The sequence below is a fragment of the Pseudoalteromonas sp. A22 genome (assembly GCF_018141345.1).
Classification (GTDB): Bacteria; Pseudomonadota; Gammaproteobacteria; order Enterobacterales; family Alteromonadaceae; genus Pseudoalteromonas; species Pseudoalteromonas maricaloris.
The window spans coordinates 413,810-439,287 of the sequence record NZ_CP047238.1; the positions used below are offsets into that span (position 1 = coordinate 413,810).

At 45.4% G+C, this 25,478-nt stretch carries 16 protein-coding genes and 3 rRNA genes; 10 read left to right on the top strand and 9 right to left on the bottom strand.

The window, feature by feature from the left end:
* Window positions 1-691 precede the first annotated feature (691 nt).
* From GSF04_RS06735 to rrf, 3 genes are all read left to right on the top strand, one after another.
* Window positions 692-2,224: ribosomal RNA gene (locus tag GSF04_RS06735) — 16S ribosomal RNA — on the top strand.
* Between the two features lie 275 nt (window positions 2,225-2,499).
* Window positions 2,500-5,383: ribosomal RNA gene (locus tag GSF04_RS06740) — 23S ribosomal RNA — on the top strand.
* 118 nt (window positions 5,384-5,501) lie between these two features.
* Window positions 5,502-5,615: ribosomal RNA gene (rrf, locus tag GSF04_RS06745) — 5S ribosomal RNA — on the top strand.
* Together the 16S, 23S and 5S rRNA genes form the textbook arrangement of a ribosomal RNA operon.
* A 297-nt stretch (window positions 5,616-5,912) precedes the next feature.
* On the opposite strand, the gene hemN is transcribed toward rrf, so the two are convergent.
* Together hemN and GSF04_RS06755 are read right to left on the bottom strand one after the other, a co-directional pair.
* Complete coding sequence (gene hemN, locus GSF04_RS06750; RefSeq protein ID WP_211859100.1) at window positions 5,913-7,283, bottom strand: oxygen-independent coproporphyrinogen III oxidase; 1,371 nt, start codon at window positions 7,281-7,283, stop codon at window positions 5,913-5,915.
* A 109-nt stretch (window positions 7,284-7,392) separates the two neighbouring features.
* The gene (locus GSF04_RS06755; RefSeq protein ID WP_211859101.1) at window positions 7,393-9,423 is read right to left on the bottom strand and encodes a methyl-accepting chemotaxis protein; all 2,031 of its coding nucleotides are present in this window, start codon (window positions 9,421-9,423) and stop codon (window positions 7,393-7,395) included.
* Between the two features lie 127 nt (window positions 9,424-9,550).
* Between GSF04_RS06755 and GSF04_RS06760 the strand changes: the two genes are divergently transcribed.
* Complete coding sequence (locus GSF04_RS06760; RefSeq protein WP_211859102.1) at window positions 9,551-10,348, top strand: NADP-binding protein; 798 nt, start codon at window positions 9,551-9,553, stop codon at window positions 10,346-10,348.
* Here the strand turns inward: GSF04_RS06760 and hutH are convergent.
* The 3 genes from hutH to hutC form a co-directional block, all read right to left on the bottom strand.
* Window positions 10,340-11,872, bottom strand: a complete 1,533-nt coding sequence (hutH, locus tag GSF04_RS06765) for a histidine ammonia-lyase (RefSeq protein ID WP_174170529.1) — start codon at window positions 11,870-11,872, stop codon at window positions 10,340-10,342. The two genes, GSF04_RS06760 and hutH, sit on opposite strands and share 9 nt — an antisense overlap.
* A 2-nt stretch (window positions 11,873-11,874) precedes the next feature.
* Window positions 11,875-13,554: a urocanate hydratase gene (gene hutU, locus GSF04_RS06770; protein WP_017217273.1), complete on the bottom strand. Its 1,680-nt coding sequence runs from the start codon at window positions 13,552-13,554 to the stop codon at window positions 11,875-11,877.
* A gap of 157 nt (window positions 13,555-13,711) precedes the next feature.
* Window positions 13,712-14,473, bottom strand: coding sequence for a histidine utilization repressor (gene hutC / locus GSF04_RS06775; protein ID WP_017217272.1), 762 nt, complete (start codon window positions 14,471-14,473; stop codon window positions 13,712-13,714).
* Between the two features lie 111 nt (window positions 14,474-14,584).
* On the opposite strand from hutC, the gene hutI reads away from it, so the two are divergent.
* Both hutI and GSF04_RS06785 read left to right on the top strand, forming a co-directional pair.
* Window positions 14,585-15,808 (top strand): imidazolonepropionase, encoded by a 1,224-nt coding sequence (hutI, locus tag GSF04_RS06780; protein WP_017217271.1) that lies wholly within the window; start codon window positions 14,585-14,587, stop codon window positions 15,806-15,808.
* A gap of 24 nt (window positions 15,809-15,832) precedes the next feature.
* The gene (locus tag GSF04_RS06785; RefSeq protein WP_017217270.1) at window positions 15,833-17,617 is read left to right on the top strand and encodes a GGDEF domain-containing phosphodiesterase; all 1,785 of its coding nucleotides are present in this window, start codon (window positions 15,833-15,835) and stop codon (window positions 17,615-17,617) included.
* Between the two features lie 44 nt (window positions 17,618-17,661).
* On the opposite strand, the gene GSF04_RS06790 is transcribed toward GSF04_RS06785, so the two are convergent.
* Window positions 17,662-18,717: a formimidoylglutamase gene (locus tag GSF04_RS06790; protein ID WP_017217269.1), complete on the bottom strand. Its 1,056-nt coding sequence runs from the start codon at window positions 18,715-18,717 to the stop codon at window positions 17,662-17,664.
* A gap of 18 nt (window positions 18,718-18,735) precedes the next feature.
* Window positions 18,736-19,239 carry a ribonuclease E activity regulator RraA gene (gene rraA / locus GSF04_RS06795; protein ID WP_010368946.1) on the bottom strand — a complete coding sequence of 168 codons (504 nt, stop codon included), beginning with the start codon at window positions 19,237-19,239 and terminating at the stop codon, window positions 18,736-18,738.
* Window positions 19,240-19,397: 158 nt separating this feature from the next.
* Here rraA and GSF04_RS06800 point away from each other — a divergent pair, with 158 nt between their 5' ends.
* The 4 genes from GSF04_RS06800 (at window position 19,398) to GSF04_RS06820 (ending at window position 23,728) form a co-directional block, all read left to right on the top strand.
* A complete protein-coding gene (locus GSF04_RS06800; protein ID WP_017217268.1) occupies window positions 19,398-19,922 on the top strand; it encodes a phosphatase PAP2 family protein in 525 nt (174 codons plus the stop codon).
* Complete coding sequence (locus tag GSF04_RS06805) at window positions 19,919-20,971, top strand: MJ1255/VC2487 family glycosyltransferase (protein ID WP_026000929.1); 1,053 nt, start codon at window positions 19,919-19,921, stop codon at window positions 20,969-20,971. Before GSF04_RS06800 ends, GSF04_RS06805 begins: the two co-directional genes overlap by 4 nt.
* 105 nt (window positions 20,972-21,076) lie before the next feature.
* Window positions 21,077-22,957: a methyl-accepting chemotaxis protein gene (locus GSF04_RS06810; protein WP_017217266.1), complete on the top strand. Its 1,881-nt coding sequence runs from the start codon at window positions 21,077-21,079 to the stop codon at window positions 22,955-22,957.
* A gap of 423 nt (window positions 22,958-23,380) precedes the next feature.
* Complete coding sequence (locus tag GSF04_RS06820) at window positions 23,381-23,728, top strand: GrpB family protein (protein WP_051020062.1); 348 nt, start codon at window positions 23,381-23,383, stop codon at window positions 23,726-23,728.
* Here the strand turns inward: GSF04_RS06820 and GSF04_RS06825 are convergent.
* Together GSF04_RS06825 and hslU are read right to left on the bottom strand one after the other, a co-directional pair.
* The gene (locus GSF04_RS06825) at window positions 23,725-24,099 is read right to left on the bottom strand and encodes a DUF971 domain-containing protein (RefSeq protein WP_017217265.1); all 375 of its coding nucleotides are present in this window, start codon (window positions 24,097-24,099) and stop codon (window positions 23,725-23,727) included. The genes GSF04_RS06820 and GSF04_RS06825 overlap by 4 nt on opposite strands.
* A 49-nt stretch (window positions 24,100-24,148) precedes the next feature.
* Window positions 24,149-25,477 carry an HslU--HslV peptidase ATPase subunit gene (hslU, locus tag GSF04_RS06830; RefSeq protein WP_010607051.1) on the bottom strand — a complete coding sequence of 443 codons (1,329 nt, stop codon included), beginning with the start codon at window positions 25,475-25,477 and terminating at the stop codon, window positions 24,149-24,151.
* Window position 25,478: the final 1 nt, after the last annotated feature.

The following is a 25,478-nucleotide window of genomic DNA, read 5'->3' on the forward strand; positions in this document are numbered from 1 at the left end:
AGCCATTTTTAATACCCTGTAGCAGCGATTTTATATCGCGACCAACAAAAAGAGTCATTCCTAGTAATTCAATAACTGTTCTCGAACCTTCTTAAGTGATATTCCCCACTTATAGATATAGAGACTCAATCGTGTTGATAACACGCGGTACTACACATAAACGGCATACAACACCTCTTTTTTGTTCTCTTTTTATACGGTTAAGTGTCAAAAATAAGCGTTTCGCTTTATTTTTGCTCGAAAAAACGTTTTTTCGCAATTTTCTTTAAAAAAAGGGTTGCACTAAAATCGGATCGCCCTATAATGCGACCCCACTGACACGGGGCACTACGCTGAAAAGCAAAGCAGCAACGAGTTAGCGTCAAGTGAAACTTAAGTTAGAAACTTCTTCTCAAGAAATTCAAAATTAAGTGTTGACAAAAAATCGGGAGTGCTTAGAATGCACACCCCTCGAAACAACGAAATGTTTCGAAATGTTCTTTAAAAATATGAAGCAATCATCTGTGTGGGCACTCGTACAGATTGAGTTCTAACAGCAGATTCTAGTTCGCTAGATGACGCAAACAAATTTAGAGTCTCAATTGTAACTGAGTGACTATATAGTCAATTCGTTTTGATTTTACTTTTTTGAAAAGTAGAAACAAACAATCAGAATTCATTGAGCACGAAACTTAGGTTTCAAAAAAACTTTTAATTGAAGAGTTTGATCATGGCTCAGATTGAACGCTGGCGGCAGGCCTAACACATGCAAGTCGAGCGGTAACATTTCTAGCTTGCTAGAAGATGACGAGCGGCGGACGGGTGAGTAATGCTTGGGAACATGCCTTGAGGTGGGGGACAACCATTGGAAACGATGGCTAATACCGCATAATGTCTACGGACCAAAGGGGGCTTCGGCTCTCGCCTTTAGATTGGCCCAAGTGGGATTAGCTAGTTGGTGAGGTAAAGGCTCACCAAGGCGACGATCCCTAGCTGGTTTGAGAGGATGATCAGCCACACTGGAACTGAGACACGGTCCAGACTCCTACGGGAGGCAGCAGTGGGGAATATTGCACAATGGGCGCAAGCCTGATGCAGCCATGCCGCGTGTGTGAAGAAGGCCTTCGGGTTGTAAAGCACTTTCAGTCAGGAGGAAAGGTTAGTAGTTAATACCTGCTAGCTGTGACGTTACTGACAGAAGAAGCACCGGCTAACTCCGTGCCAGCAGCCGCGGTAATACGGAGGGTGCGAGCGTTAATCGGAATTACTGGGCGTAAAGCGTACGCAGGCGGTTTGTTAAGCGAGATGTGAAAGCCCCGGGCTTAACCTGGGAACTGCATTTCGAACTGGCAAACTAGAGTGTGATAGAGGGTGGTAGAATTTCAGGTGTAGCGGTGAAATGCGTAGAGATCTGAAGGAATACCGATGGCGAAGGCAGCCACCTGGGTCAACACTGACGCTCATGTACGAAAGCGTGGGGAGCAAACAGGATTAGATACCCTGGTAGTCCACGCCGTAAACGATGTCTACTAGGAGCTGGGGTCTTCGGACAACTTTTCCAAAGCTAACGCATTAAGTAGACCGCCTGGGGAGTACGGCCGCAAGGTTAAAACTCAAATGAATTGACGGGGGCCCGCACAAGCGGTGGAGCATGTGGTTTAATTCGATGCAACGCGAAGAACCTTACCTACACTTGACATACAGAGAACTTACCAGAGATGGTTTGGTGCCTTCGGGAACTCTGATACAGGTGCTGCATGGCTGTCGTCAGCTCGTGTTGTGAGATGTTGGGTTAAGTCCCGCAACGAGCGCAACCCCTATCCTTAGTTGCCAGCGATTCGGTCGGGAACTCTAAGGAGACTGCCGGTGATAAACCGGAGGAAGGTGGGGACGACGTCAAGTCATCATGGCCCTTACGTGTAGGGCTACACACGTGCTACAATGGCAGGTACAGAGAGCAGCGAGCTAGCGATAGTGAGCGAATCCCTTAAAGCCTGTCGTAGTCCGGATTGGAGTCTGCAACTCGACTCCATGAAGTCGGAATCGCTAGTAATCGCAAATCAGAATGTTGCGGTGAATACGTTCCCGGGCCTTGTACACACCGCCCGTCACACCATGGGAGTGGGTTGCTCCAGAAGTGGATAGTCTAACCTTCGGGAGGACGTTCACCACGGAGTGATTCATGACTGGGGTGAAGTCGTAACAAGGTAGCCCTAGGGGAACCTGGGGCTGGATCACCTCCTTATACGATTTAGAACTTATTTGTTCGAAGTGTCCACACAGATGATTGTTGCTTGGCCTGATGGCTAAGTGATATTGCTCTTTAAAAATTTGGAAAAGCTGAAAAATTAAATTCTGATAGATAACGTAAAGTTATTTGTCGAGTTTTCGAAAGAAAATGCCGATTAATCATTTTTATGATTAATTAGCGTCTACTTTAGTATTCAATATTAACTTCTGGCGAAGTTAAACTGTCTTTGACACATACACCTCAAAATAATAAACCATTTTGGGTTGTATGGTTAAGTGACTAAGCGTACACGGTGGATGCCTTGGCAGTTGGAGGCGATGAAGGACGTACTAACTTGCGATAAGCCTAGTCAAGCCAGTAAGAGGCGCTTGAGACTAGGATTTCCGAATGGGGAAACCCACCTGCTTGCAGGTATCGTTAACTGAATACATAGGTTAACGAGGCGAACGCGGAGAACTGAAACATCTAAGTATCCGTAGGAAAAGAAATCAACCGAGATTCCGAAAGTAGCGGCGAGCGAAATCGGACCAGCCCTTAAGCTTTAGTGTAGTTAGTGGAACATGTTGGAAAGCATGACGAAACAGGGTGATAGTCCCGTACACAAAAACTTATCTAAAGTGAAATCGAGTAGGTCGGAGCACGTGAAACTTTGACTGAATATGGGGGGACCATCCTCCAAGGCTAAATACTCCCAACTGACCGATAGTGAACCAGTACCGTGAGGGAAAGGCGAAAAGAACCCCTGTGAGGGGAGTGAAATAGAACCTGAAACCGTGTACGTACAAGCAGTAGGAGCCTACTTGTTGGGTGACTGCGTACCTTTTGTATAATGGGTCAGCGACTTATATTCTGTAGCGAGGTTAACCATTTAGGGGAGCCGTAGCGAAAGCGAGTCTTAACTGGGCGCTTAAGTTGCAGGGTATAGACCCGAAACCCGGTGATCTAGCCATGGGCAGGTTGAAGGTTGAGTAACATCAACTGGAGGACCGAACCCACTAACGTTGAAAAGTTAGGGGATGACCTGTGGCTAGGAGTGAAAGGCTAATCAAACCGGGAGATAGCTGGTTCTCCCCGAAATCTATTTAGGTAGAGCCTCGGACGAATACTTACGGGGGTAGAGCACTGTTAAGGCTAGGGGGTCATCCCGACTTACCAACCCTTTGCAAACTCCGAATACCGTAAAGTAATATCCGGGAGACACACGGCGGGTGCTAACGTCCGTCGTGGAGAGGGAAACAACCCAGACCGTCAGCTAAGGTCCCAAAGTGTATGTTAAGTGGGAAACGATGTGGGAAGGCTAAAACAGCTAGGAGGTTGGCTTAGAAGCAGCCACCCTTTAAAGAAAGCGTAATAGCTCACTAGTCGAGTCGGCCTGCGCGGAAGATGTAACGGGGCTAAACATACCACCGAAGCTACGGCTGCAGACTTTGTCTGCGGGGTAGGGGAGCGTTCTGTAAGTGGCTGAAGGTGTGCCGGGAGGCATGCTGGACATATCAGAAGTGCGAATGCTGACATGAGTAACGACAAGAGGAGTGAAAAACTCCTCCGCCGGAAGACCAAGGGTTCCTATCCCATGTTAATCAGGGTAGGGTGAGTCGACCCCTAAGGCGAGGCTGAAGAGCGTAGTCGATGGGAAACGGGTTAATATTCCCGTACTCGGTATGAATGCGATGGGGGGACGGAGCAGGCTAGGCAAGCATGGCGTTGGTTGTCCATGTGAAAGGCTGTAGGCTGGTGACTTAGGAAAATCCGGGTTGCCAAGGCTGAGAGTCGAGACGAGCCACCAAGGTGGTGAAGTTGTTGATGCCCTACTTCCAGGAAAAGCCTCTAAGCTTCAGTTCATACTGAATCGTACCCTAAACCGACACAGGTGGTCAGGTAGAGAATACTAAGGCGCTTGAGAGAACTCGGGTGAAGGAACTAGGCAAAATTGTACCGTAACTTCGGGAGAAGGTACGCTCTTGTTTGTGAAAGACTTGCTCTGTAAGCAAACGAGAGCCGCAGTGACCAGGTGGCTGGGACTGTTTATTAAAAACACAGCACTGTGCAAAATCGTAAGATGACGTATACGGTGTGACACCTGCCCGGTGCCGGAAGGTTAATTGATGGGGTTAGCTTAGGCGAAGCTCTTGATCGAAGCCCCGGTAAACGGCGGCCGTAACTATAACGGTCCTAAGGTAGCGAAATTCCTTGTCGGGTAAGTTCCGACCTGCACGAATGGTGTAACCATGGCCACGCTGTCTCCACCCGAGACTCAGTGAAATTGAAATCGCAGTGAAGATGCTGTGTACCCGCGGCTAGACGGAAAGACCCCGTGAACCTTTACTACAGCTTGGCACTGAACATTGACCCTACATGTGTAGGATAGGTGGGAGGCTTTGAAGCAGAGACGCTAGTTTCTGTGGAGCCGACCTTGAAATACCACCCTTGTAGTGTTGATGTTCTAACTTAGGCCCCTGAATCGGGGTTGAGGACAGTGCCTGGTGGGTAGTTTGACTGGGGCGGTCTCCTCCCAAAGAGTAACGGAGGAGCACGAAGGTTTGCTAAGTACGGTCGGACATCGTACGGTTAGTGTAATGGTAGAAGCAAGCTTAACTGCGAGACAGACACGTCGAGCAGGTACGAAAGTAGGTCATAGTGATCCGGTGGTTCTGAATGGAAGGGCCATCGCTCAACGGATAAAAGGTACTCCGGGGATAACAGGCTGATACCGCCCAAGAGTTCATATCGACGGCGGTGTTTGGCACCTCGATGTCGGCTCATCACATCCTGGGGCTGAAGTCGGTCCCAAGGGTATGGCTGTTCGCCATTTAAAGTGGTACGCGAGCTGGGTTTAGAACGTCGTGAGACAGTTCGGTCCCTATCTGCCGTGGGCGTTTGAGAATTGAGAGGGGCTGCTCCTAGTACGAGAGGACCGGAGTGGACGAACCGCTGGTGTTCGGGTTGTGATGCCAATTGCATTGCCCGGTAGCTACGTTCGGAACTGATAACCGCTGAAAGCATCTAAGCGGGAAGCAGGCCTCGAGATGAGTTCTCACTTTGACTTAGAGTCAACTGAAGGGCCGTTGAAGACTACAACGTTGATAGGCGAGATGTGGAAGTGCTGTGAGGCATTAAGCTAACTCGTACTAATTACCCGTGAGGCTTAACCATACAACGCCAAAGTGGTTTATAAGCGACAGAAGTTAATAGACTAAAGTAGACAAAAGAATTTAATAAGCTTTTTCCGGATTTACATTGATGAGGTAGACTTCATTGATGAACAGAATTTCCTGGTGACTATAGCGTTTTGGACCCACCTGACCCCATGCCGAACTCAGAAGTGAAACAAAACAGCGTCGATGATAGTGTGGATTACCCATGTGAAAGTAGAACATCGCCAGGGCCAAATAAGAGAAACCCGTTGCAGCAATGCAGCGGGTTTTTTGCTATGTGTGATTTGAAAACCTCGCGAGATGAACTCGCTCCCAGCACAGTATCAGCACAGTGTAATATGGTAGGAGGTGGTTCACCCACCGATGCTTGCAATGAAGTTCCAGCAAAAAAACATGTGCATCAAAACCCGTTGCAGCAATGCGACGGGTTTTTTGCTATGTGTGATTTAAAAACCTCGCGAGGTGCACCCACTCCCACTATAAACACAGTATTGTGGGAGGTTGTGGTAACTTTGAGAGTAAGGTGGTTAAATAACGCGAGAGAAGCGGGTGTTTTTGACTTGGTTTTGTAAGTAGGCATCAAAGCACATGCAAATGATGCGAATAAATAAATTCCCGCTACTGGTGACTTTTATGGTGTGCTCATTCAGCTCTACCAGTTCATCTGCTGCTAGCGGTTCTAGAGCGTCAAGTGCTTGAGCAAAATATTCGTCAAAATTTATATCATAGCGTTGCTCGAACACCTTTTTATCTAACTCAAAATGACAAATAAGCTGTTTGATCACAGCCGCGCGTATTTCATCATCACCACTTAAAGTTATCCCTTTAGTGATCGCACACTTTTTATCACTTAAAGCCTGATAATAAGGTTTTAACTCTTTTTCATTTTGCAAAATCATGTGACCAATTTGGGAAATGGATGAGACACCAAGACCTAACAGGTCACACTCGCCATGAGTGGTATAGCCTTGAAAATTACGGTGTAGATGCCCTTCATTTTGCGCCACAGCCAGCTCATCGTCTTTTTTGGCAAAGTGATCCATACCGATGAATTGATACCCTGCGGAGGTCATCTGTTCCAGTGTTTGCTTAAAGATCTCAAGTTTTTCTCCCGCACTTGGCATGTCGGCTTCTTTTAGTTTTCGCTGTGCTGCAAATCTATCCGGAAGATGGGCATAGTTAAATACAGAGACCCTATCGGGAGAAAGCGCGATAAGTTGCTCAATCGTTTGCTTGTAGCTCTCTACAGTTTGAAATGGTAGCCCATAGATCATATCCATATTAATAGATTTAAAACCGAGCGTTCTCGCTTCAGTTAAGGTAGCCAGCACTTCATCTAGATGCTGTGGGCGGTTTACCGCAGCTTGTACTTCATCATTAAAATCTTGTACGCCAAAAGACACACGATTAAATCCGAGCTCGTGTAGGTGGCGCATCATATTTGGTGCAAGTGATCTTGGGTCTATTTCAATACCACGCTGTGCACTTTGAGAGAAGTTAAATGCACTATTCAGCATTTCGATTAGACGTGTCATTTGTTCGGTAGTTAAGAAAGTTGGTGTCCCACCGCCTAAATGAAGTTGTTCTACACGATACTCAGAAAATAGCGGCGCTTTTGCTGCGATTTCTTGTGCTAAGTAATCTAGGTAAACGTCAGCTTTGGATTGATGACGAGTAATGATTTTATTACAGCCACAGTAGTAGCACAGTTGATGACAAAAAGGGATATGAATATACAGCGAGAGTGAACGAGATTTTGAACCAGTAATAGCCGCTTGTAACTCTTTTTGGCTATAACCAGAATCAAGCGATAGGGCCGTTGGATATGAAGTATATCTAGGACCAGATATATTGTACTTGTTGATAAGGGAATCATTCCAAATAGGTAAATTAATCACGATACGCACTCTCGAGTTTTATTAAGAGTGTCAGTGTACTTTTTACCGCCTAGGTTAGATTTGCCTCAGATCAAAACACGCCGCGATTGCGACGTGTTTTGGTGTTTGATTAAAGCTTAAACTGGTTGACTGTTGAGTTCAGCGCCTTGGCTAAGTCGTTCAAGTCGCGGGCTTCATCTGCCAGTACATTGGCGTGATTGGCAGTGCTATTAACGAGCTCATTAATTTGGTTAAGGCTATTGTTAATATCTTCTGCAACAACGGTTTGCTGCTCTGTTGATGTCGCAATTTGATGACTCTGGTCTTGTACTGTCGTGACCGACTCTGTGATTTCTTTCAAGGCATCAAGCACGGCTTGTGTTTCCCCTACGGTCCCCTCTGCGCGGTCTTGACCTTGTTGCATCATCACTGAAGCTTGTTGGGCAATTTGCTGTAAACGAGAGATCATATTGCGAATGTCGTCGGTAGACTCTTGCGTGCGGCTTGCAAGCGATCTTACTTCATCAGCAACCACCGCAAAGCCTCGACCTTGCTCGCCCGCTCTGGCGGCTTCTATGGCGGCATTGAGTGCCAGTAAGTTAGTTTGTTCAGCAATACCGTTAATCACATCAATAACGGCACCTATGTTACTGGTTTCTTGTTCAAGTCCGGCAACCACTTTTGCAGCCTCACCAATATGAAGTGCAAGTTCAGTCATGACTTCTTGGGCTTGCGATGAACGTCCTGCACCTTCATTGGTAATACGTTGCACGACATCAGCGGCTTGGTTGGTCTCTTGTGCATTACGTGAGATTTCAGTCACTGTAGCTGCCATCTCGGTCACTGCCGCACTTACGCTATCGACCTGTTCTTTTTCGCGCTGAATTTCGCTGTTAGTATTGTTTGATACTTCACGCAATTGGGCGGAAGCATTACTTAATTGCTCCGCTTGTGCTGCGGTATCGAGCATCATTGCTCTAAGTTTATCGATGAAGGTATTCATATGCAGCGCGAGTTGACCGACTTCATCTTTACTGGTGATATCGATACGTCTAGTTAGGTCGCCTTCACCCGACGCGATGTCTCGCATGGTTTCGGTAAGCGCTACAATCGGTTTGGTGATCATTTGCGTGGCGAGCAAGATCATTGCCACGATAATGGCTAAGATAATAATCAAGGCTGTGATTGTGCTCATTACGGCGTCATTTACAGGCGCTTCGATCAGCGACACCGGAATAAGTAAGCCAACGTGCCAATCCAATAGGGGGTTGTCTAATTTCACATTGTCATAAACAACATAATACGCTTCCCCTTTGAACGTGACCGTACTATTGCCAACGGGGTTACGCTTGATAGCGGCATTTAGAGCGTCAAAGCCTGATGTATTGGTAAACTGGGATTCAAGGCCATCTAAACCTTCTTTGCCTTTCTCGCCTTCATCTGTGGTAGAGAGTGAATGACCAGTACGCTTAGATAAATGAACAACATTTAAATCACCATCGAGCAAAAAGCCAAAACCTTTATCTTGAAACTTGATACGTTCAACCATATCGTTCAATTTATTGATCTGTAAGTCGACACCACCCATGGCGACGAGTTTGCCGCTGTTATTGTAGATAGGTTGACGGATCACAGCAGACACCGCACCGGTATTGATATCGGTTGCAATTGGACCGACATACAATTTACCTACATCAAGCGTATCCTGCCACCATGGGCGCTGATAGGCGTAGTAAGGTCGACCATCTGAATATGCTGATGTACGATCATTTTCTTTAAAATACTCACCGGTGTTTGCTGAGGCAATAAATGCTGAGAGAATATTTTCATCACCTTTGGCGATCCTAACCAAGTCTTCATTGACCTCTTGATAGTCTTTATCTTTAGTCAGATCGGCGCCACGGGTATTATAATTTTCAAACCAATGAATGTTGTGAGGCGTAGAAACAAAGGTTTCAACCACTTTGCCGTATTGGCCAAAGAATGCTTCCATTGCCAATTTTTCGGCTTGAATATAGCTTTGCGTTTCTCGTTCAATTCCATCTCGAGAGAGCGTTGCAATATGGCTGACGAAAAAGCTTGATGCAATAATTAATAATACGGAAATGGTGCCGCCAATTAGCAGCAATATTTTCTTTCTAAGGGATAAATTCTCAAGCATGACACTTCTTATTTTTAGCTTATGCAAACGGTAATCAAACCATAGATAACAGGAGAACGCCACCGTTTGCGTTAACTTCTTTTACATAGATAATACAAGGTAACTTCCTGGTTAAGGTAATATTCATATGAAAGTATTAAATCGCAGTCTGGTCGTACTGGGCGCGGGTTGGCTCGGTGAAGCGTTGTGTCGCGAAGCTGAGTTGCAAGGGTGGCAAATAGAAGGCACCAGAACCCAAGCTAGCGAGATGCATAGCTGGTCAAGGCAGCTGGTCTTGACTGAAAATGGCACCTTAGCGCACTCAATTTCTTTACACAACGCGTATTGGGTGTGTGCGATCCCACCAAGAGCGAGGCATGTCGATAGTAACTATTTAGAAACGTTAGAACAGGCATTGTTACTTGCAAAGAAGATGTCAGCAGCTGGCTTCTTATTGTGTTCGACCACTGGCGTTTATAGCACCGAAAATGGTGAATATGATGAACAAGGTAAGTTAGCGGATAAAGTCAACCGACGTGTTGATATATTAAGAACTGCTGAAGAGATGGTGCTTAACGCAGGCGGTAAAGTTGTGCGCTTAGCAGGTCTTCAAGGTCCCGGTAGGGAACCTGGGCGATTTGTAGCAGGAAAGGCCTTGTCTAGCTCAGCGAATGGTAGAGTGAATATGGTTCATCGCGGTGATGTTGTTACTGCAATCAATACCGTGATCGCGCAGTGGCAGGATGCTGCAGACATTTATAATGTTTGCTATCCAGCGCACCCCACGAGACAGGCGTTTTATCAATATCACTGTGAAAAGTTAGGGAGTGAGATGCCAAGTTTCGCTTCGTCAAAAGAAGAAGCGCGTATTATCAAAGCCGAGCGTATTACCGAACTCGGCTTTGCCTATCATCATCCGATTGTTAATGAATCTGAGTTAGGCTGAAGGTAAGAGTTGTGCTGGTAGCAAGTGCGCCAGTGCAGCTTGACCCAATAACGCATTAGCACTTTCAATATCAGGTGCAAAATACCTATCTTTGTCATAAAAGCTCACGACTGCTCGTAATATTTGCTGAGCTGTAGCCACTTTGTCAGATGGCTTAAGTGGCGCTCTAAAATCTAACCCCTGCGCTGCAGCAAGATATTCAACTGCGAGTACACCTTGGGTGTTGTCAGCCATTTCCTGTAAGCGTCTTGCCGCAAAGGTTGCCATGGAAACATGGTCTTCTTGGTTTGCTGAGGTTGGGAGACTATCAACACTGCCAGGATGTGCGAGTGTTTTGTTTTCAGAGGCCAGTGCCGCAGCGGTGACTTGCGCAATCATAAAGCCCGAGTTTACACCGCCATTGTTAACTAAGAAGGGAGGCAGTTTTGATAAGCTCGAATCAATAAGCAGCGCGATACGACGCTCAGCCAATGCACCAATTTCAGCAATGGCTAGCGCTAGGTTATCAGCCGCCATCGCGATAGGCTCAGCATGGAAGTTGCCGCCAGAAATAATATCTCCAGCATCTGCAAATACCAGCGGGTTATCTGTTACCCCATTGGATTCTACAAGGATCACCTCAGCGGCTTGGCGGATCTGAGTTAAACAGGCACCAAGCACCTGTGGTTGACAACGTAAGCAATAAGGATCTTGTACTTTTTCACAATCAACATGAGCATCACTTATTTCTGAGCGAGTTTGTAAGATATCTCTAAACGCCAGTGCGGTGTCGATTTGGCCTTGCTGACCACGGACTTCGTGAATACGAGCATCAAACGGCGAGCGGCTGCCCATAGCTGCTTCAATGCTCATTGAACCAACGACACAGCTTTGCGCATAAAGATCTTCAGCTCTGAATAGGCCTTGCAGTGCAAAAGCAGTAGATGCTTGTGTACCGTTAAGTAGTGCGAGACCTTCTTTTGCAGCTAAAGTAAGTGGTTCAAGTCCTGCTATTTTTAAGCCATCGATGGCATCAATAAGCTCGCCACGATAGCGAACCTGACCTTCGCCGAGGATCGGTAAACACATATGCGATAGTGGTGCGAGATCGCCTGATGCCCCGACCGAGCCCTTCTTGGGCACACAAGGATAGACTTCGGCATTAACCAAGGCCGCTAAGAATTCAATTACATCCAAGCGGATCCCAGAGAAACCACGAGAGAGTGAATTGATTTTTAGCACCATCATGAGTCGAACGGTGCTATCGTCCATTAACTCGCCAATACCGGCTGCGTGCGACAGTACAATAGAGCGTTGTAGCAACTCTAATTCGTCTTTTGCAATTTTGGTGTTGGCCAGCAAGCCAAAACCCGTATTAATGCCGTAAACGGTGCGTCCTTCTTTGATCACTTGCTGAACTGTATCTGCACTGTTAGCAATAGCGGCTTTCGCTGATTCGTCTAAGCTGAGATGAACAGGCTGTTGATTGATTTGTCGTAACGTGTTTAAAGTCAGTTGGCCTGGGATTAAATTTAGTGAGTACATACTTACTTTCCTTCCAGCATAGGTAAATCTAGTTTTTGTTCTTTTGCACAGTCTTTGGCTATGTCATAGCCGGCATCGGCATGACGCATTACACCGGTACCTGGGTCATTCCATAGTACGCGAGATAAACGGGCGTCTGCTTCGTCTGTGCCATCTGCGACAATAACGACTCCCGAATGTTGACTGAAGCCCATACCAACGCCACCGCCGTGATGCAGTGAGACCCAAGTTGCACCGCCAGCCGTGTTTAACAAGGCATTGAGTAACGGCCAGTCCGATACTGCATCTGAACCATCCATCATCGATTCCGTTTCACGGTTTGGACTGGCGACAGAGCCAGAATCTAAGTGATCACGACCAATCACAATCGGTGCTTTGAGTTCACCATTTTTGACCATTTCGTTGAATGCTCGTGCTAAACGCGCTCTGTCCTTCAGTCCAACCCAGCAAATACGAGCTGGCAGGCCTTGGAATTGAATGCGCTCGCGCGCCATATCTAACCAATTGTGAAGGTGTGGGTCATCTGGGATAAGCTCTTTAACTTTCGCATCTGTTTTATAAATATCTTCAGGATCGCCAGACAGCGCAACCCAACGGAATGGACCTATGCCTTGGCAAAACAGTGGACGAATATAGGCTGGAACAAAGCCCGGGAAATCAAAGGCGTTATCAACCCCTTCTTCTAAGGCCATTTGGCGAATGTTATTCCCGTAGTCAGTTGTTGCGGCTCCGCGCGATTGCAGCGTTAGCATGGCTTGTACTTGCACCGCCATAGATTGTTTTGCGGCTTTTACAACTGCTTTTGGATCGCTTTCGCGAAGCGCGGCTGCCTGAGCCATAGTCCACGTTTGCGGTAAGTAGCCGTTTAATGGATCGTGCGCAGAAGTTTGATCGGTCACTACGTCAGGCGTGATATTGCGCTCAACCAATTCAGCATACACATCCGCTGCATTGCCCAACAGGCCAACTGATACCGGTTGCCCAGCAGCATTCGCTTCATCAATGATAGCTAACGCATCATCAAGTGTGGTTGCCTTTCGGTCAACATAGCGTGTGTTAAGACGAAAATCGATTCGTGACTCATCACACTCAACAACGAGGGCGCTAAAGCCTGCCATTGTTGCCGCGAGTGGTTGTGCGCCGCCCATCCCGCCAAGGCCACCGGTTAAGATCCACTTGCCTTTTGCCTCACCATTAAAGTGTTGCTTTGCCATTGCTACAAAGGTCTCGTATGTGCCTTGCACTATGCCTTGTGAGCCAATATAGATCCAAGAGCCAGCGGTCATCTGGCCGTACATCATCAGGCCTTTTTTATCGAGTTCGTTGAAGTGATCCCAGTTAGCCCAATGTGGTACTAAATTTGAGTTAGCAATTAAGACGCGAGGAGCATTGCTATGAGTTTTGAATACCCCGACAGGTTTACCTGATTGCACCAGTAAGGTTTCGTCTTCTTCTAAGCGGTCTAACGTTTCGACGATTTTATCGAAGCATGCCCAGTCGCGAGCGGCGCGGCCAATACCGCCATAAACTACTAGTGCATTTGGGTGCTCCGCAACTTCAGGGTCAAGGTTATTCATCAACATTCGCTTTGCGGCTTCAGTAAGCCAGTTCTTTGCGGTAATGTCTGCACCTCGTGGCGCGCGGATCTCGCGGCTAAGGTCTAATCTTGGGTTGTCACTCATTCTGCTCTCTCCTGTTGTATATACAACCTAAGTGAAATGTCTAGTTGTTGCGATTGCTTAGTTTCGCTAGGTTGTTAGTCTATTTGTATTGCATGGCAATCTAGGCCGCCATGTCGTTTTGATTTACCTGTCGCGATGTTTGGCGACACTTTATGTGTTACGACCTTTGCTTAAAGGTGAGATGACCACCTAAGCGATATTTACTGCCTGGCGAAATTAACCTCGCGAAGCTAACAATGCCTTTTGCAGACCAAGTTCGGCGGATCATTTGTAAGCATGGTTCTTCATTATAAAGCCCAAGCCACTGGCAAACCTCTGGTGATGGCATAACAGCTTCAACGGTGTGTCTAGCCTCTGTGAGCGGCGCGACTTGAGATAAATATTCATGAGGGGTAGTCAGTTCAAAGTTTTGGTCTAAATACTCCGGTGCCAACTGTGGATTGACAAAGCGCTCTTCGACTTGCAGTGGTTGTTCATTTTCATTATGTACAATTACGCTTCTGTAGACTGGCGCGTCCGCTTCTACACCCAGTGCAATGGCGATAGGCGCTACTGCAGCAATAAGTTCAAGCGTCAGTACGGTACATGAGTATTTGCCATTGCGTGCATTGACCTCGTCGGCAATATTGCGGATCTCAAGTAACGAAGACTGAGATTTAAAACTGGCAACAAAAGTACCTAGACCTTGGCTACGAGTTAAAATTCCGGCTTCAGTTAGCTCGCTTAGTGCTCGTCTTGCGGTCATTCGGCTAACATTAAATTGGTCAGCTAACTCATTTTCCGATGGCACGCGCTCGTTTTCGAGCCAGCGCGCGGCGCGAATATTATCGATAATATATTGTTTTATCAGCGCAAATTTAGGAAGCTCAGGCACAGTTGTTGTCTCGAGTTCATATTTATGTAAATAAAGATGGCACACTTCTCTTGTATATACAAGTATCCCTGATAGACTCAATGGATAAATCTCGCAGTGAGCGAGTTTCTTTTAATGTGTTGGCATATGGATTTGATTTAGATTAGGACAAGTATGATGTTAGAAGCCGATTTGCTTATTATCGATGTCAATATTGCAACTATGGATCCCAATTTGGATACCCCTTATGGTGCGATAGAAAACGCAGCGATCGCTATTAAAGATGGCAAAATTAATTGGTTAGGCCCTCGTAGTGAATTACCTGAGGTTGACGCCATAGCAACCCCTATTCATAAAGCCAATGGCCAATGGTTGACCCCAGGGTTAATCGACTGCCACACGCATATTTTATTTGCAGGTTCTCGGGCCAACGAATTTGAGCAACGATTACTGGGGGCGTCATATCAACAGATTGCCGCGCAAGGTGGTGGTATCGCAAGTACCGTTAAGGCGACACGATTAGCAGACAGAGAAACGCTGTATGTTAACGGTAAGAACCGCTTGAATAGTTTACTCAAAGAAGGGGTTACCACGGTTGAAAGTAAATCGGGTTACGGCCTAGACGTTGAAAATGAGCTAAAGCTGCTAGAAATTAATCAACTACTTAATGAGCATCACCCGATTGATGTGCATAGCACGTTCTTGGGCGCGCATGCATTACCCCCAGAGTACAAAGACAATAGCCAAGCCTACATTGATTTAGTCTGTGATGAGATGCTGCCACAAGTTGCTTCGCGCCAATTAGCAACGGCTGTTGATGTATTTTGTGAGAACGTCGGATTTACCTATCAGCAAACTGAGCAAGTATTTACTCGAGCACAACAGTTGGGATTACAGGTTAAATGTCATGCTGAGCAGCTATCTAATCAACATGGCAGCGAGCTGGTGGCAAAGTTTAAAGGGCTTTCAGCGGATCATATTGAATATCTTGATGAAGCTGGTGTGGAAGCGATGGCGAGAGGGGATGTGACTGCGGTACTTTTACCCGGCGCTTTTTATTTCTTACGAGAAACGCAATTACCACCAATTGACTTGCTCAGAAAGCACAAAGTAGCGATGGCACTCGCGAGCGACTTCAATCCAGGTACTGCGCCTTTGTGCTCACTGCGATTAATGCTGAATATGGCATGCACATTATTTAGAATGACACCGGAAGAAGCGCTCTGCGGTGTTACGGTTAATGCTGCGAAAGCCTTGGGGTTGAGCGATCGTGGAGTATTGAAAGTTGGAACGCGGGCGGACTTAGCGTTATGGGACATTACCCATCCTGCACAGTTAAGTTATCAATTTGGTGTAGCGGACCTGTCAAATTTGTGGATCTTAGGTAAACTTAATCAGTAATGATCCTTTTATAAGCAACAAATTATGCTTTCAATTTCAACAGCTAGTGGCGGAGCCACGGAATTATTGCTGTCTGAAGGAATAGCGATACTAATTACGCCAATGATGGCTGGCATGGCTGGAGCCATTGTAATGGGGGCGTTAGCATTAATGCTGCAGCGCCCCTCAGGTATGCTCAAGCTGGCTCACCTTAGCAGTGCAACACTTGCAATACTGCTCGCCTTTACGGGCAATATCACTACATTGCATTTGCTTACTCTGACGATACTCTTGTATTTATTCCATGGCTTACAGGAGCACAAAAGTGGCTTATTGTTGATAAGTGCTGCGGCGATAATCACTTTGGTAATGTGGACTGTGTCTGAATATCTATGGACATTTCCTGCCCGGCATGGCGCAATTGTCATTGTGTTTATGTATATTCTTTTCCTTGCCTATCAAGCGTATAGCAGCGCAAATGAATTTGAATTGAAAGAACACAATGATGACCACACCGAGCATGAAAGTTTGGGGTTACCTGGTCGGCAAAGTTTTAAACGTGCTTTTAATGAATATCGCCAAACGGAAGGGAGCCCTTGTATGCTCGTGCTAGTCCGTCTCATGGGTTTCGAGCAGGTAAATTTTCATTTAGGGCGTGAGTTTGGTGACTTGCTGTTAGCTCAATCGGCTAATCGTATTGCGCAATGTTTGCAATCCGGTGATGTTATGGCCATCACTCATGGCAATGAAACTGCGAAAATGGCGCATCTAGGTGGTCTTAACTTTGCGTTTGTCTGTTCGTTAAAGCATGGTAAGCACTTTCATGAGCAGTTGATAGAGGAAATATCAAACAGCACTTTAAAGCCATTCAATGTTGGTAGCTGTACGTTAGAGATCATGATGCGTGCGAGTTACGTAAATTGCGATGAAGAAATGGGGCAACTTGAGAACCTGATTTCTTGCGTGTTTTTAGCGCTAGATACACAATCAGAAGCGCATCAGCATAGCCATCAACAAGTCGTACCGTATCAACAACGTATGCAAATTCATCGACTGGAGCAACAGGTTAGGTTGTCGGAGTTAGCTAAAATCAACTTTAGATCTGAATTTGAGCTCTATTTTCATCCAGTCGTTCGTCATGAAGATAACAGTATTGAGTTTGTGGAATTACTGTTGCGTTGGCAGCATCCAAAGCAAGGGATTTTAAGTGCCAATGAGTTCATTGATGATATTCGTTTAGTTGGACTTGCTATTCCCGTTGCTGAATATGTACTAGAGCGCGCTTGCGAAATCGCATTGGCACTGAAAATGGAAGGGATCAGCGTTCCCATCAGTATTAATGTCTTTGGTGCTGAGCTCTTGAGCGAAAGCTTTATCGAGTTTATTGACTACACCATGCTCAACCATCAGTTAAGCCCCGGTGCTATCATTATCGAGTGTCCAGCTAGTATGCTTGCCGAACTAGATGAGCAAGAAATTGCGATGATCAGTCGTTTGAAGAACTTGGGTGTAAAAATGTGTGTCGATAGCTTTGGTGATGCGCCGCTGGTGCTTGCTAAATTACCGGCACTGCGTTTTGAGTACGTGAAACTGTCGCGCAATATGACGCAAGAGCCTGAGCATATGGGGCATACCAAATCCTTGGTAAAAGGCATTGTAGAGATGCATCAAGAAAAGCACTGTCGCGTGATTGGCGAGGGTATTGAATCTCTCGGGCAACTCGAATTTGTAAAAAGCATTGGCACGGTGGCAGCGCAAGGGTTTTACTTTTCTCGACCACAGAACAGTAATATTTTGATCAGTTGGCTGAAACAAAGGCTGCCTCAATAACTAGGAGCGCCTTACCTTTACATGGGTTTTGGCTGCGGTAGTGTTTAGCGCCTCTGTTGACGGGTACTTAAATAAGCGTTCGCAAGGTTCGTTAGTATTTGGCCACAATGTTCGATACCCGCCTGCTCACCAAGTGGGTGTCTAGTCGGGGCTGCTTCACATAAGTGCAAATATTTAGCATTTCGAGCCTGAGCCATACGGTAAACAAAATATTCGGCATCGCTAGTTGTGAAGCCTTGATAGGTCAGGGCACTTGCAGGCATACCGACGATGGCATCAACGTCTAACTCTACGCCTAATGGAATGTCGCTTGGCATCGTTGCCAACGCTTTGTCGAGTGATGCGGATAAACTCTGAGTTTGTCTGGTTTTTATCGCTTGATAACTTGAAAATCCGAATCCAGCGTTTTGCAATTGAGTAAGGATTGTTTGGTTATTTTTGTGCTCGTGCAAGCCGATTACATGATAATGCGACAAGCTACCAGCTTGATGCGCGTAACTGAAGCCATTACCGCTATGTCTACCTTCACAAGCTCGAAAGTCAGCATGAGGGTCAAAGTTGATGGCACCAGCGGCACGCTTGCTGGCCTCAAAATGTGCCTGCAAAATACCAAAAGCATTATTGTGACCACCACCAATGATAATTGGCTCCAAGCCTGCAGCAAAGATAGGTGCTAGGGTTGCAATAACTTGGTTGTCGAGGTCGGCACAGAGAGCGCGTAACTGCGCTAGCTGTTCGCTATTAGTGTTATCGAGCGATAGTGCGCGCGTTTGAATAGCCTGGGTATCCACCTCGCCTAGCAACAAAATCTTATCGCCCGACAAAAACTGGTTATCGGGCTGATTTAAAAAGCGTTTTAAGAAGGCTCGCCAACCAAGCTCGGCGCCGCCTTGCCCGCAATTGGCGCGCGGACCTATATCTTCAGGGATCCCCAACAACACATAACGGATCCCAAATTGGGCCGCGTCTCTAAGCGAAGCCGCGTAGTCATGATCACATTGTAAAAAGCTTATGCTTTGCCAAATTCTGGTTTCACCGGCTCTTGCACTGACAAAAGTGGCAATATCACTTTCATCATATATACGGACTGCTGTACTCATGACTGTTACTTCTAGCGCTTAATTGTCTTCGTTATCGTCTTCTAAAACTAACTCTTCTGCAGAGATGATAATGCCGGTGGAGTCGGCGTAAACAAAATCATCTTCGTAAAAAGAGACACCTGCGAAATTAACGGGAATGCCGACTTCGCCGCTGCCACTGCTATCTGCTGCCACAGGGATAGAAGCGATAGCTTGAATGCCAATATCGCTTTCTTCTAGTTCATCAACATGGCGCACCGCGCCGTAAACGATAATGCCTTGCCAGTTGTTCTCGACCGCCAGCTCAGCTAAATCAATATCAACTAGTGCACGACGAGTTGAACCACCACCATCAACGAGCAGCACACGACCAGTACCGTCTTGTTGTAGTACATCTTGGATCTGCTCATTGTTTTCAAAACATTTGACGGTAGTGATACGACCACTAAATGACGTCTGGCCGCCAAAATTGATGAACATAGGCTCTAGCACATCAACCACATCAGCAAAGTGGTCGCAAAGATCAGAAGTGCTGTATTCCATATTGAATCCTCGAATATTGATTGTCGATAACCAGTATACTCTCATACTTGTGCTTAGCAATGCTTTGATTCAACTTACATATTTGTGTCTTAAAAGTGTCACCCATTTGTTATTTTGCTCTTCTATGCTGATATTGTGAGCAATTAGGCGTGACTCGAATGATGAAAGCAAAACTAGCTGAGCTGGACGCTGCATTATACTTTGTGGTGTTTTGCCCTAAGCCAAGAAACTGGTTTAGATTGATAGCATTAGGTCTATCCAAAAGTGGCAACGGTGGACTCTATGTGTTGGTCGCAATTGCGTGTGCTCTGTTTTTGGAGCAGCTAGGTCAGCAGTTTGCACTCACCGTGATTTTGGCCTTTGCAATTGAAAGGCCGCTTTACTTCTATCTAAAAAATCGTTTTGCACGATTACGACCATGTGACTGCTACGCAGTGAAAGCCTTGTTGACGCCGAGCGATAAGTTTAGTCTGCCCTCGGGGCATAGTGCTGGCGCTTGGCTATATGCGACTTGCTTGATGGAGCAAATTCCACTGGCTGCATTTCCGTTGATAATTTGGGCTTCAGGAGTGTCATTGTCACGCGTAATTGTAGGGGTACATTATCCACTTGATGTGGTGCTTGGTGCGGCAATGGGTGTTGCCTGTGCAAGTTTAGCGATAGTGATATTAGGAAGCGTATGAAGATACTATATGGTGTTCAAGGAACGGGAAATGGCCATACGACTCGAGCTAGGGTAATGGCAAATTGCTTTCGCAACATGGGAATTTCTGTTGACTACTTTTTTTCTGGACGTCCTTCGGAAAACTATTTCGATATGCATGATTTTGGTGATTATCGCAGTTGCCGAGGATTGTCATTCGTTACCGAGCGTGGCCAGTTAAATCGTTTAAAAACTTTTCAGTCGCTTAAGTTTGGTGAGTTTATTCGCGACGTTAGAAAATTAGATGTATCAGGTTATGATTTGATCTTTAACGACTTTGAGCCTGTCACCGCGTGGGCAGGAAAGCTGACAAAGGTTCCGGTGATAGCAATGAGTCATCAAGCGTCATATTTATATGATGCTGTTCCACAATTTGCCGTACAGCCTTGGCATAAAGCTTTGATCCGGTATTTTGCACCAGCTGATATTCATCTTGGGGTGCACTGGCAACCGTTTGATAAGCATATTATTCCGCCTTTTATTCCTTATGAGGCTGAGCAGGAGCAATGTGCATCGATAATTAACAAAGTTTTGGTTTATCTGCCGTTTGAAGCATTGGATAGCATTATTGAGTTGTTAAAAGACTTCCCCGATAAGGAGTTTTACTGCTATCACCCGGATGCTGACAATGCTTCGTTGCAACATATTCACCTGAGAAAACCGAGTCGTTCTGGGTTTATTCAGGACTTAAGAAATACCAGTGGTGTGATTGCAAATGCCGGATTTGAGCTTTCTAGTGAAGCATTAAAACTCGGTAAAAAACTGCTACTTAAGCCATTAGATGGTCAATTTGAACAGCAGAATAATGCGCAGACGCTAGCCGAACTCGGTCATGCCCAAGTGATGAATTATCTCAATGCTGGCGCGCTGGAAGAGTGGCTGCAAACAGACGCGAAGGCATCGTTTTATTTTCCATCCGATCCTCGCTTGCTAGTGGAGTGGTTGATGGGAGGTCAATGGCATAATATTGATTTATTACACAATCAACTCTGGAACGGTGTTAATAATTTGTATGTAAAAGCAGCGTAAATATATTAATTTGTAATATGAACCCAGAATAATTACCTATTATGAGGCAAGGCAGAAAGGCTTCAGCTATACTTTAGCCAGTCTATTAACATTGTAGGTAAGCCGATGGCGGTATTAGAAAATCTGACTATCAGACGTCGTTTGCAAGTGAATGCATTAGTGGTAGGGATTGCCTTGGTTGTTATGTTAATTATGATCATGTACGAAGCTCGTACTATGCTGAAATTGAATGAAACCATTCAATATGCAGAGGAGCTCGACATTCATGAATTAGCAATGCGCAAACACGAGAAAAATTTCCTTTTTTACAAGCAGGTAGATTCACTCGATGAGTTTGAAAACGAGTATCGTGAGCTGCAAACTAAGCTCGCTTTGTTGCAAGGTACTTTTTCTGATTTTGATATCGATTTAGGTCGGATCAACGAATTTGAACGCTTAGCAAAAAGTTATTACGATGACTTTCAAAAAGTGGTGCAATTACAAAAAACAATTGGCTTGCATCCAAAGGATGCTCTTTACGGTGAGCTTCGTGGTGCGGTACACGAGGTAGAAACACTACTAAAAGAGCAGCAGAATTATCAACTCCTTTCAACCATGTTGCAGCTTCGTCGAGCTGAAAAAGACTTTATGCTACGTTTTGACATCAAATACTTGAAACGCTTTGACGAGCTGGTTGCACAGTTTTCTCAGGAAATTCGCAGCGCTGGGTTTAACGCTCAATATCAATCTAAGCTACTTAGTTTATTGAGCACCTATCAATCCAAATTTGCGGGTTTAGTTCGAGCACAAGAAGCACTTGGCTTAGATTTAACGAGCGGTGCGCTTGGCAAGATGAAAGTGAGTGTTGAGAAAAGTGATGCGGTGGTCTCTGAAGTCGTGGAACAGGCAAAAGCAGAGATCAAAGAAAACGTTGATAAAACTCAGATGCTTGCCATCGGTGTATTTGTTGTGGCTGGTATTATCGTGATGACTTTGGTGTTATCGACTAGTCGCTCAATTATTCAGCCCGTAGAGCGTGTTTATCAAACCATTGAGCGCATTCGTCGTGAAAATAATTTAAGTCTACAAATTGAACAAAGCGGTAATGACGAAATCACGATTATGACTCGTGATTTTAATAGCTTAATTTCTGACTTTAGAGATCTTATTGCAGATGTGAATGGAGCGTTGGCAACTATTAATGAAGCCACGGATCATTTAACGGAGACAACAGCCCAAACGAGTACTGGTATGGCTGAGCAGTTGCACGAAGCAGATATGGTCGCAACCGCTGCAACCGAGATGCAAGCGACGATCCAAGACATTTCTCATAATACGGGTGAAGCGGCGCATAAAGCCGAGACAACGAATGAAAATGCGCAACAAGGTCGTCGTGAGGTTACAGCAACAATTGAGCACATCATGCAGTTATCGGAATCGTTAGGTGGTGCTTCAAGTGTTGTTGCTCAGTTAGAGCGTGACGGTGAAACCATTGGCTCGGTCTTGGATGTGATCCGTGGTATTGCAGAGCAAACAAACTTACTTGCGCTAAACGCTGCTATTGAAGCTGCGCGCGCAGGTGAGCAAGGTCGAGGTTTTGCTGTTGTGGCGGATGAAGTTAGGTCACTTGCGCAGCGTACTCAAGACTCCACACAAGAAATCGAAAGCATCATTTCTACACTGCAACAGCGTACACGAGAAGTGGTGAACATCATGGAACAATGTCGTGAGCAAGGCAATGAAAGTGTGTCGCAAGCCGAAAAAGCAGGGGAGTTGCTCAGCATGATCACCCAAGATGTGCAAACGATTATGGAAATGAGCACGCATATCGCGACGGCAATTGATGAACAAAACCAAGTTGCTTCAGAGGTAAATAAAAACGTGGTTAAAATCAGAGACATTGCGCAAGGTGCATCAGAACATGCTCGTTCTAATGCGCAAAGTAGTGAAGAAGTCGCAGAGCAAGCGCGCGTATTACACGAAGCTGTGGCTAAGTATCAGGTATAAACACCAATTCAACCTGAGGTTCTTTATGTCAAAGCCCCACTTAATTTATAGTGGGGCTTTTATTTAGACTCAAGATAGGTATCGCTTAAATGAATACCAATATAGCAGTGGTAAGTTACAATTCGGATTGGCCGCACCAGTTCAATAAAGAGAAACAGGCGATACTCGCTCATCTATCCAAGGCAAATGTAGCAGCTTTACATCATATAGGCAGTACATCGGTGCCACAGCTGTGTGCTAAACCAATAGTTGATATGTTATACCAATTGAATTAATTCTCTAATCAATTTGAAGGGTGAAATAGCATATTAGCTTCGTTAAAAATTTCTCATTTAGAACAACTAAATAGTAAAATTTTTGCCTTGCTACTAAAGCTATTTCCCCGCTTCAAGATAGATCATTTACTTAATACAACTGGTATTATTGGAAGTAAATGACTTAGATAAATTAGACATAGAGTCAGAAAAACTGCGTGATTTAGGTTATGAGATAATGGGAGAGTTTGGTATTGCTGGGCGTCGTTATTTTCGTAAAGGCATAGCGTCTAGAACTCATCATCTGCATGCTTTTTTAGCCGGTTCTGATGGAGTTAAACGTCACCTTGCCTTTCGTGACTATTTAATTACTTTTCCAGATATAGCGAGGCAATACGCTAGGGTTAAGCAAGAAGCTGTAAACGCCTGTAACCAGGATATGGAGAAGTACATTGCATTTAAGAATGACTTTATTCAATACCATGAGCAGCATGCATTGCTATGGCGGTTTGGTTAAGGCACAAACTTGATAGGTACGCTGTCCTTTTGGGTTTTATATTCTTCTACAGCGTTTACATATTCCTGCCATAGCGCATCGTGTTGTGTAGCTATAGTGTATAAGTATTGCCAGCTGTAGAGCCCTGAGTCGTGGCCATCATCAAAAACAAAGCGTGCAGCATAGTGACCAACGGGTTCAATTTTCTTTATGGTGACATTCTGTTTGTTTAGCACGAGTTGCTTTTGCGCTGGACTATGTCCTTGCACTTCGGCTGATGGTGAATGTGTTCGTAAGAATTCGGCACTTAGCGTAAAACAGCGGCCGTCCTCAAAATAAACATCGAGCACTTTACTGAGCGTATGATAATGAAGTTTGGTGACTTGATACATAATTGGTATAACTCAAAAAGCGGAGCAAGGCTCCGCTTTTGATTTTAATTTACAGAATGAAGCGGCTTAAATCTTCATCCTGAACAAGCATGTCTAAATGCTGTTCAACGTAGGCGGCATCAATCGTCAAGGTATCACCGGCCTTTTCACTGGCATCGAATGAAATCTCTTCCATCAGTTTTTCCATCACAGTGTGAAGGCGACGCGCACCGATGTTTTCAGTTTTCTCGTTGACCTGATATGCAGCTTCAGCCAGTTTGGTGATAGCGTCATCGGTAAAGTCGATAGTGACGTCTTCTGTTTTCAGTAGCGCTTGTTGCTGCTCTGTAAGAGATGCATTTGGCTCAGTTAGAATACGTTTGAAATCACCCGCAGTCAGTGCTTCTAGTTCAACGCGAATAGGTAAACGACCTTGTAGTTCAGGGATTAAATCCGACGGCTTGGCCATTTGGAACGCACCTGACGCGATAAATAAAATGTGGTCGGTTTTTACCATACCGTGTTTAGTATTAACGGTTGAACCTTCGATAAGTGGTAGTAAGTCGCGTTGTACACCTTCACGGCTAACATCTGGGCCAGAAGATTCACCACGCTTACAAATTTTATCGATTTCATCAATAAACACGATACCGTTTTGTTCAACTGACTCAATAGCTTGCTCTTTAAGCTCTTCTGGATTAACAAGCTTTGCAGCTTCTTCTTCAATCAATAGCTTAAGTGCTTCTTTAATCTTCAGCTTACGGTTCTTTTTCTTGTCACCCGACATGTTTTGGAACATGCTCTGTAGCTGGCTGGTCATTTCTTCCATACCAGGAGGAGACATGATCTCAACATGAGGCGCCGTTTCTGCGATGTCGATCTCAATTTCTTTGTCGTCTAACTGACCTTCACGTAGCTTCTTGCGAAATACTTGACGTGTTGACGAATTTTCATTTGGCTGAGACTCACCCCAAGCGTCTTTTGCTGGTGGCAAAAGTGCATCTAAAATACGTTCTTCGGCGGCTTCTTCAGCGCGGAATTTGAATTTCTTGGTTTGCTGTTCACGTGTTAGTTTAAAAGAAACTTCGACTAGATCACGGATGATGGTTTCAACTTCTTTACCAACATAACCCACTTCGGTGAACTTAGTAGCTTCTACTTTGATAAATGGCGCGTTAGCAAGCTTTGCTAAACGGCGGGCAATTTCAGTTTTACCCACACCTGTTGGGCCGATCATCAAAATATTCTTTGGTGTAACTTCTGCACGCAGCTCTTCATCAAGCTGCATACGACGCCAACGGTTGCGCAGTGCAATCGCGACGGCTTTTTTGGCTTTGTCCTGACCGATAATGTGTTGATCAAGCTCGTGCACAATCTCTCTTGGAGTCATAGCTGTCATG

Coding starts and splice junctions, on each gene's coding strand:
- GSF04_RS06755 (WP_211859101.1), bottom strand. CDS start 9,423: ATGCTTGAGAATTTATCCCTTAGAAAGAAAATATTGCTGCTAATTGGC.
- GSF04_RS06760 (WP_211859102.1), top strand. CDS start 9,551: ATGAAAGTATTAAATCGCAGTCTGGTCGTACTGGGCGCGGGTTGGCTC.
- hutH (WP_174170529.1), bottom strand. CDS start 11,872: ATGTACTCACTAAATTTAATCCCAGGCCAACTGACTTTAAACACGTTA.
- hutU (WP_017217273.1), bottom strand. CDS start 13,554: ATGAGTGACAACCCAAGATTAGACCTTAGCCGCGAGATCCGCGCGCCA.
- hutI (WP_017217271.1), top strand. CDS start 14,585: ATGTTAGAAGCCGATTTGCTTATTATCGATGTCAATATTGCAACTATG.
- GSF04_RS06785 (WP_017217270.1), top strand. CDS start 15,833: ATGCTTTCAATTTCAACAGCTAGTGGCGGAGCCACGGAATTATTGCTG.
- GSF04_RS06790 (WP_017217269.1), bottom strand. CDS start 18,717: ATGAGTACAGCAGTCCGTATATATGATGAAAGTGATATTGCCACTTTT.
- rraA (WP_010368946.1), bottom strand. CDS start 19,239: ATGGAATACAGCACTTCTGATCTTTGCGACCACTTTGCTGATGTGGTT.
- GSF04_RS06800 (WP_017217268.1), top strand. CDS start 19,398: ATGATGAAAGCAAAACTAGCTGAGCTGGACGCTGCATTATACTTTGTG.
- GSF04_RS06805 (WP_026000929.1), top strand. CDS start 19,919: ATGAAGATACTATATGGTGTTCAAGGAACGGGAAATGGCCATACGACT.
- GSF04_RS06810 (WP_017217266.1), top strand. CDS start 21,077: ATGGCGGTATTAGAAAATCTGACTATCAGACGTCGTTTGCAAGTGAAT.
- GSF04_RS06825 (WP_017217265.1), bottom strand. CDS start 24,099: ATGTATCAAGTCACCAAACTTCATTATCATACGCTCAGTAAAGTGCTC.
- hslU (WP_010607051.1), bottom strand. CDS start 25,477: ATGACAGCTATGACTCCAAGAGAGATTGTGCACGAGCTTGATCAACAC.